We start from the raw sequence: 7,871 nt of genomic DNA, 5'->3' as shown, positions 1-7,871 counted from the left end.
GGCCGTGCCCGCGCTGGTGCGTGGGGCGGCCGCGGTCGCCGGCCGGGAGGTCCTCGTGGTGCGCACCGAGGACGGCGGCCTCGCCGCCCACCTCAACGTCTGCCGCCACCGCGGCACCCGCCTGGTCGCCGCCCCCGAACCCGGTGGCAAGGCCATCCGCTGCCCCTACCACGGCTGGACGTACCGCCTCGACGGAAGCCTGGTCGGCGCCCCCGAGGCGCGGCAGATCCCCTGCCTGGACAAGCCGGCGCTGGGCCTGTTCCCGGCCGCCGTCGAATCCTTCCTCGGCTTCGTCTTCGTCAGCCTCGACCCCGGCGCCGTACCGCTGGCCGAGAGCTGCGCCGGGCTCGCCGAAGCCGTCGGCCACTACGCCGGAGCCGACCTGGTACCGGTGGGCCGCGCCCGCATCCACGACCTGGCCGGAGCCGAGGTCCAGCAGGCCAACTGGAAGGTGGCCGTGGACAACTACCTGGAGGGCTACCACGTCCCCGTGGCCCACCCCGGACTGATGCGGCTGCTCGACTACCAGAACTACACCTGCGAGATCGAGGAGTCCTACGCCCTCTTCGCCTCACCCCTGCGCGACAAGCCCTCGTCCAACTGGGCCGAACGCCTCTACCAGCGCGTCGCCGCCCCCATGCCCGGCCTCACCGAAGCCGACCGCCGCGTCTGGCGCTACGCCGTCATCTACCCCAACACCCTCATCGACTTCTACCCCGACCACGTCCTGGCCTGGACGGCGATCCCCACGGCCGTCGACCGCGTGGCCGTACCCGGCGGCTTCTACACCCGCCGCGGCACCGGCCCGCGCACCCGCCTGGCCCGCCGCCTCAACATCCGCATCGGCTGGATCACCAACGACGAGGACGCCGAGCTGGTCGCCCGCGTGCAGCAGGGGCTCTCCACGCCCGGCTTCGAACCCGGACCGCTGTCGCGCCGCGAAGCCGCGGTCGCCTGGTTCGCCGGCCGCCTCCGGGCCGACCTGGACCGCCCCGAACCCGGGCCGTCCCTTCCGGATCCCGCCTGACCCGCGCCGCCCCCTACGGAGAGGACCCCATGTCCCCCGAGGCACTCCCACCCAGCAGACGCACCCTCCTGCGGGCCGGCGCCACCGCCGCCCTCGCCCTCACCGCCGCGGGCTGCGGTTTCGCCGCCCACGACGACCCCGCCGACCGCGCGGCCGCCGAAACCCCCGTCGAGGCCGAGGTCGACGGCGACCTCGTCTACTTCAACTGGGCCGACTACGTGGACCCGTCCGTCTTCGAGGGCTTCCAGCAGGAGTACGGCGTCAAGGTCATCCAGTCCAACTACGACTCCATGGAGGGCATGGCCGCCAAACTCGGCGCCGGGAACCGCTACGACGTCATCTTCCCCTCCGCCAAATGGGCCCAGCGGCTCGCCGCCGGAGGCCGGCTCCGCCGCATCGACCACTCCCGGCTGCGCGGCGCCGAAGCCCTCTTCGGCAGCTACGGCTACTTCACCGACCCCTGGTACGACCCGCACTCCGCGCACACCGTCCCCTTCACCATGTACAAGACCGGCATCGGCTGGCGCCGCGACCGGCTCGGCGACCTCGACGGCTCCTGGACGGACCTCTGGAACGACCGCGCCAGGGGCAGGGTCTTCGTCCTCGACGACCGCGACGAGGTCCTGGGCCTCGGCGCCCTCAGCCTCGGCCTGCCCCTGACCACCGACGACCACGACGACCTCGCCCGCGTCACGGACACCCTCCGCTCGCTCCGCTCCCGGCTGCGGGGCTTCTCCAGCGACAGCTACAACAACCTGCTCAACGGCAACGCCGACATGACCCAGGCGTGGAGCGGAGACATGGCCGCCATGCTCGCCCAGGCAGAGGACCCCTCGGTCTTCGGCTTCGAAACCGCCCGCGAGGGCGCCCCCGTCAACTCCGACTGCTACGCCATCCCCGCCAACGCCCGCCACCCCGGCACCGCGATGCTCTTCATCGACTACATGCTCCGCCCCGAGAACGTGAAGAAGAACATCCGCTACATCGGCTACCCGATGCCGGTACGCGGCACCGAGGACACCTACGCCGAACTCGTCGAACCCTTCCCGCAGTGCGTGGTGGGTGCCGACGACCTCAAGGCGGACCTGTTCTACCGCAACGGCGACGCACGCGGCGAACGGGCCCGCGACGCCGCCTGGACCGAGGTGAAGGCCGGCTGACATGACACGCAGCGACAGCGACAGCGAAGCAACCGCGCACACCTCCCGCCTGTGGACCTGGCTCCTGCTCCCCGGCACCCTCTGGATGACCGCCTTCCTCCTCGCCTCCCTCCTCCTGGTCGCCGCCCTCGCGTTCGGCACCACCGACCCCCTCGGCAGCCCGCGCTTCGGCCTCGACCCCGGCAACCTCGCCGCCCTCGCCGACCACGCCTACCTCACCGTCCTGCTGCGCTCCCTCGGCTACGCGCTGCTCACCTGCCTGATCAGCCTCGCGGTGGCCTACCCCGTCGCCTACGCCATCGCCCTGCACGGCGGCCGGTACAAGAACGCGCTCATCGCCGCCGTCGTCGTCCCGTTCTTCGCCAACTACCTGGTCCGGATGTACGGCTGGTCCGTCGTGCTCTCCGACGACGGACCCGTCCTGAAGGCCCTGCGCGCCGCCGGACTGGCCGACGGCGGCACCCGGATCCTCCAGACCGGCACGGGGGTCGTCGCCGGACTCGTCTACGGGTTCGTCGTCTTCATGGTCATCCCGCTGTACGCGGCGCTGGAACGCATGGACACCTCGCTCATCGAGGCCGGCCGCGACCTGTACGCGGGCCCTCTGCGCACCTTCCTCCTCGTGACCGTCCCCGCCACCCGCCAGGGCGCCGCGGCCGGCTGCGTGCTCGTCTTCCTGCCCGCCATGGGCGACTTCGTCAGCGCCCAGCTCATGGGAGGCCCCGACCAGATCATGATCGGCAACCTGATCCAGGACAAGTTCTTCCAGGGCCAGAACTGGCCCCTCGGCTCGGCCCTCACCATGCTCCTGATGGCCGTCCTCCTCACCGGGATGCTCGGCTACCTGCGGCGCGCCCGCAAGGACGAGGCGGAGGCCGCCCGATGAGCACCCCGCGGCAGGGCCCCGGCGGCCGCCGGCGCGGCGCCGGACGCCGGCCCCGCTTCGCCATCGCCGTCACCGTCGTCTTCTTCGCCCTGCTCTACCTCCCCGTCGCCGTCGTCGTCCTGTTCTCCTTCAACGGGCAGAAGTCCCTCACCGTCCTGCACGGCACCAGCCTGCGCTGGTACACCGCGCTCCTCCACGACGACGTGCTCCTCGGCTCCCTCGGCATGAGCCTGAAGGTCTCCCTCGTCGCCATGGCCGGCTCGATCCTCCTCGGCGTGGCCCTGGCCCTGGGCCTCGTCCGCAGCCGCAGCCGGCTCGGCTCCCTCGCCGGACTCGTCATGCTCGTCCCGCTGGTCACCCCCGAGATCGTCACCGGCGTCGCGGCCATGCTCCTCTACAAGGGCCTCGGCATCACCCTCTCGGCGACCACCGTGACGCTCGCCGAGATCACCTTCTCGATCTCCTACGTGACGGTCATCCTCCGCTCACGCATCGCGGCCCTCAACCCCGAGGTGGAGGAGGCCGCCATGGACCTCGGCGCCACCCGCGCCCAGGCCCTGCGCCTGGTGACCCTGCCCGCGCTGCTGCCCGGCATCCTCGCCTCCGCGGTCCTCGTCTTCGCCCTCGTCTTCGACGACTTCGTGCTCGCCTACTTCACCACCGGCGTCGACCCGCAGCCGCTGTCCGTGCGCATCTACTCGGCGATCCGGTTCGGCGTCCAGCCCACCGTCAACGCCGTCGGCACCCTGATGCTCGCCGGGTCCGTCGGCCTCATCGTCCTCGCCCTCGCCATCCCGCGCCTCTTCGGACGCCGAGGCGGCCTCGACCTCCTCTCCGGGAAGTGAACGCCATGCAGCCGGACCCCAAGACGCCCGAGCACCCCAGGACCCCCGAGCACCCCAGGATCCAACGCCCCGTGCCCCCCGTCCCCGTGCGGCCCGCCCCCGCCGTCCGGCTCGACCGGGTGAGCAAGCGGTACCCCGCCGGCGGCGGCGCCTACGCCGTACGGGAGGTCGAACTCGACATCGCCAAAGGCGAGTTCTTCTCCCTCCTCGGCCCCTCCGGCTGCGGCAAGACCACCCTGCTGCGGATGATCGGCGGATTCACCGACCCCACCGACGGCGGCGTCCTCCTCGACGGACAGGACGTCACCGGCCTCCCGCCCCACCAGCGCAACGTCAACACCGTCTTCCAGAGCTACGCCCTCTTCGAGCACCTCTCGCTCGCCGACAACGTCGCCTTCGGCCTCCGGCGCAAGGGCGTCGCCCGCGCCGAGATCCGCGCCCGGGTGCGCGGCATGCTCGACCTCGTCCAGCTCGGCCACCTCGCCGACCGCAGGCCCGCCACCCTCTCCGGCGGCCAGAAACAACGCGTAGCCCTCGCCCGGGCCCTGGTCAACCGACCCCAGGTCCTGCTCCTCGACGAACCCCTGGCCGCCCTCGACCTCAAGCTGCGCCGCCAGATGCAGGTCGAACTCAAGCAGATCCAGCGCGAGGTGGGCATCACCTTCGTCTTCGTCACCCACGACCAGGACGAGGCCCTCACCATGTCCGACCGGCTCGCCGTCATGAACGAGGGTCGCGTCGAACAGTGCGGCACGCCCGAGGACGTCTACGAACGCCCCACGACCACCTTCACCGCCTCCTTCATGGGCACCTCCAACCTCGTCCCCGGCACCTACCGCTCCGGCCGCGTCACCCTCGACGAAGGCCCCGAACTCCTCGTCGGACAGCGCCCGTCCGTCCCCGACGGCAGCCGCGTCAACCTGGCGGTCCGCCCCGAGAAGATCTGGCTGTCCGACCTGGAACCGGGCATGGCCCGGGTCACCGGCACCGTCCGGGAGACCGTCTACTCCGGCCCGACCACCACCTACCTCATCGAACTCGCCCCCGGCGTCACGGTGTCCGTGCTGGAGCAGAACACCGTCCGCTCCCGCCGGGAGGACCGCTGGAGCGGCGGCGAACGCGTGGAGATCGGCTGGAAGCCCGAACACTGCCTGGTCCTCGACTGAAAGCCGCCCCACCGGAGGCACACCCGGACAAGCACCCGGAGGAACACCTGATGAACCACGACGTCATCGTGCTCGGCGCCGGCCTGGCCGGCCTCGCCGCCGCACGCGACCTGGCCGCCGGCGGCGCCGACGTCCTCGTCGTCGAAGCCCGCGACCGGGTCGGCGGCCGCGTCGAGCAGACCGCCCTCCCCGACGGCCGCCCGGTCCAGCTCGGCGGAGAGGTCGTCGGCCGCGCCCACACCGCCTACACCGCCCTGGTCGCCGAACTCGGCCTCACCCTGACCCCCAGCTACGTCGCCGACCCCGGCGCCCTCGCCCGCGCCACCCCGGAAGGGACCGGCGCCGGCGACCCGCCGCCCTGGTTCGGCCCCGGCGACGAGGCCCGCCACCGCAAGGCCACCGAGGCCTTCCACGCCCTCGCCCGGACCGTCGACCCGGACGACCCCTGGGCCCACCCCGACGCCACCGCCCTCGACCGGCTGTCCGTCGCCGGCTGGCTGCGCTCCGAAGGAGCCGGACCGGCCGTCGTCCGCCTCTGGGAGATCGGCCGACTCGCCCTCGCCGACGGCTCCTGCGAGCGCACCTCCCTCCTCGCCGCCCTCCGCAAGCACGCCGCCGTACCCGTACCCGCGGGCGGCGCCGGCCCCTACGACCACGAGGCCTGGGAGGGCCTGCGCGTCGCCGAGGGCTCCGCCACGGTCGCCCTGCGCATGGCCGACGGCCTCGCCGGACGCGTCCGCACCGGCTCACCCGTCGCCGCCGTCACCGTCCGTCGCCCCGGCCGCTGCACCGTACGGCTGGCCGGGGGCGAGAGCCTCACCGCCGGAGCCGTCGTCAGCGCCCTGCCCGTCGGCCCGCTGCGCTCCGTCGCCGTCACCGGCGTGTCCGAGGAGCGGCTCGCCTCCCTCCACCGCCAACGCCAGGCGGTGGCGGCCAAGTTCACCGCCGCGTACGAGCGGCCGTTCTGGCGGGAACGCGGCCTGAGCGGCCTCTCCGAATGCGAGGGGATCCTCGGCAGCACCTGGCCGCAGAGCGAGGGGATCCTCTCCGCCCTGGTCCCGCCCGAACGCTACGGCGTCCTGCTCGGCATCCCCGCCCACCTGCGCACCGCCGAACTCCTCGCCGAGACCGCCCGCCTCTTCGGCGACGAGGCCCGCCACCCCCTCGCCGTCCACCTCCGGCTCTGGGGCACCGACCCCTGGACCCAGGGGTACGTCACCCAGTGGACCCCGGGCGACGTCATGGCCGTCGGCCCCCGCCACGGCACCCACGAACCCCCGTTCTACGTCTGCGGATCCGACCAGTGGGCGGCCGGCTACATGGAGGGCGCCGTACGCACCGGCCGCGCCGCCGCGAAGGAGGCACTGCGCCGTGGCTGAACCCGTCCTCAACCACATCGGCGGCACGGACCGCCCCGCCGCCTCCGGGCAGACCACCGCACTGGTCGACCCCGCCACCGGCCGCGTCCACCGCCACGCCCCCCGCTCCGGCCCGGCCGACGTCGACGCCGCCTGCGCGGCCGCCACGGAGGCGTACGCGCACTGGTCCACCACCACCCCGGCCGAGCGCCAGCGCGCCCTGCTCGGCCTCGCCGACGCCATCGAGCGCCACGCCGAGGCCCTCACGGAGGCCGAGACCGGCGACACCGGAAAGCCCCGCCACCGGTTCACGGCCGACGAACTGCCCGCGGTCGCCGACACCGTCCGCTTCTTCGCCGGAGCCGCCCGCACCCTGCCCGGCCCCGCGGCCGCCGAGTACACCGAGGGCCGCACCTCCCTGCTGCGCCGCGAACCGGTCGGGGTATGCGCCCAGATCACCCCCTGGAACTACCCGCTGATGACGGCCGTCTGGAAACTCGCCCCGGCCATCGCCGCGGGCAACACCACCGTCCTCAAACCCGCCGACACCACCCCCGCCTCCACCGCCCTGCTCGCCCGCCTCGCCGCCGAACACCTGCCGCCGGGCGTGCTGAACGTGGTCTGCGGTGACCGCGACACCGGCCGCGCCCTCACCGCCCACCCCGCCGTCGCCCTCGTCGCGGTCACCGGAAGCCTCCGGGCGGGCCGCCAGGTCGCCGCCGCCGCGGCCGCCGGCCCCAAACGGGTCCACCTGGAACTCGGCGGCAACGCCCCCGTCCTCGTCCACCAGGACGCCGACCCCGCCGCCACCGCGGCCGCCCTGGCCCCCGTCGCCTACTACAACGCGGGCCAGGACTGCACCGCCCCCACCCGGTACCTGGTCCACCACCGGATCCACGACGCCTTCCTCGACGCCTTCGCGGCCGAGGCGGCGAAGCTGCGCACCGGCTCCCCGGACGACCCGGACGCCGACTTCGGGCCCCTCAACAACCCCGACCGGCTCGCCGCCGTCGAGGGCCTCCTCGCCCGTCTCCCGGCGCACGCCCGCACCGTCACCGGCGGCACCCGCCCGCCCGGGCCCGGCTTCTTCCACGCGCCCACCGTCGTCGCGGGCGTCCGCCAGGACGACGAGATCGTGCAGGAGGAGGTGTTCGGGCCCGTCGTGACCGTCCAGTCCTTCACCGACGAGGCGCAGGCGCTGCGGCTGGCCAACGGCGTCCCCCACGGCCTGGCCGCCAGCGTCTGGACGGCGGACCACGACCGGGCCATGCGCGCGAGCCGGGCCCTGCGCACGGGCATCGTCTGGGTGAACACCCACGGCACCACCGTCTCCGAGATGCCGCACGGCGGGGTCGGGCACTCGGGCTACGGCAGCGACCTGTCCCTGACCGGCCTCCTGGAGTACACACAGGTCAAGCACGTCATGCTC

The 7,871-nt window shown here is 73.5% G+C and carries 7 protein-coding genes; all 7 read left to right on the top strand.

The genetic code is table 11. The annotated features are described in order from the left end of the window. The coding region (locus ACFVXK_RS35475) for an aromatic ring-hydroxylating dioxygenase subunit alpha (protein WP_389620475.1) at positions 1 to 1,027 on the top strand (1,027 nt) is incomplete at its 5' end. A gap of 29 nt (positions 1,028 to 1,056) precedes the next feature. Further along, a complete protein-coding gene (locus tag ACFVXK_RS35470; RefSeq protein WP_389620472.1) occupies positions 1,057 to 2,187 on the top strand; it encodes a spermidine/putrescine ABC transporter substrate-binding protein in 1,131 nt (376 codons plus the stop codon). A 1-nt stretch (position 2,188) separates the two neighbouring features. Next, positions 2,189 to 3,073, top strand: coding sequence for an ABC transporter permease (locus ACFVXK_RS35465; protein WP_389620469.1), 885 nt, complete (start codon positions 2,189 to 2,191; stop codon positions 3,071 to 3,073). Next, on the top strand, positions 3,070 to 3,918 hold the full coding sequence (locus tag ACFVXK_RS35460) for an ABC transporter permease (protein ID WP_389620466.1): 849 nt from the start codon (positions 3,070 to 3,072) through the stop codon (positions 3,916 to 3,918). Before ACFVXK_RS35465 ends, ACFVXK_RS35460 begins: the two co-directional genes overlap by 4 nt. Before the next feature lie 5 nt (positions 3,919 to 3,923). Further along, positions 3,924 to 5,084 carry an ABC transporter ATP-binding protein gene (locus ACFVXK_RS35455; RefSeq protein WP_389620478.1) on the top strand — a complete coding sequence of 387 codons (1,161 nt, stop codon included), beginning with the start codon at positions 3,924 to 3,926 and terminating at the stop codon, positions 5,082 to 5,084. A gap of 50 nt (positions 5,085 to 5,134) precedes the next feature. Further along, the gene (locus tag ACFVXK_RS35450; protein ID WP_389620463.1) at positions 5,135 to 6,463 is read left to right on the top strand and encodes a flavin monoamine oxidase family protein; all 1,329 of its coding nucleotides are present in this window, start codon (positions 5,135 to 5,137) and stop codon (positions 6,461 to 6,463) included. After that, positions 6,456 to 7,871 (top strand): aminobutyraldehyde dehydrogenase (locus ACFVXK_RS35445; RefSeq protein ID WP_389620461.1); only part of this gene is annotated, 1,416 nt, incomplete at its 3' end. The genes ACFVXK_RS35450 and ACFVXK_RS35445, both read left to right, overlap by 8 nt.

Source organism: Streptomyces sp. NPDC058157, assembly GCF_042884105.1.
Classification (GTDB): Bacteria; Actinomycetota; Actinomycetes; order Streptomycetales; family Streptomycetaceae; genus Streptomyces.
Note: the sequence above shows the minus strand (reverse complement) of the source record. Positions and strands in the feature narration are given on the sequence as shown.

Coding starts and splice junctions, on each gene's coding strand:
- ACFVXK_RS35465 (WP_389620469.1), top strand. CDS start 2,189: ATGACACGCAGCGACAGCGACAGCGAAGCAACCGCGCACACCTCCCGC.
- ACFVXK_RS35450 (WP_389620463.1), top strand. CDS start 5,135: ATGAACCACGACGTCATCGTGCTCGGCGCCGGCCTGGCCGGCCTCGCC.
- ACFVXK_RS35455 (WP_389620478.1), top strand. CDS start 3,924: ATGCAGCCGGACCCCAAGACGCCCGAGCACCCCAGGACCCCCGAGCAC.
- ACFVXK_RS35470 (WP_389620472.1), top strand. CDS start 1,057: ATGTCCCCCGAGGCACTCCCACCCAGCAGACGCACCCTCCTGCGGGCC.
- ACFVXK_RS35460 (WP_389620466.1), top strand. CDS start 3,070: ATGAGCACCCCGCGGCAGGGCCCCGGCGGCCGCCGGCGCGGCGCCGGA.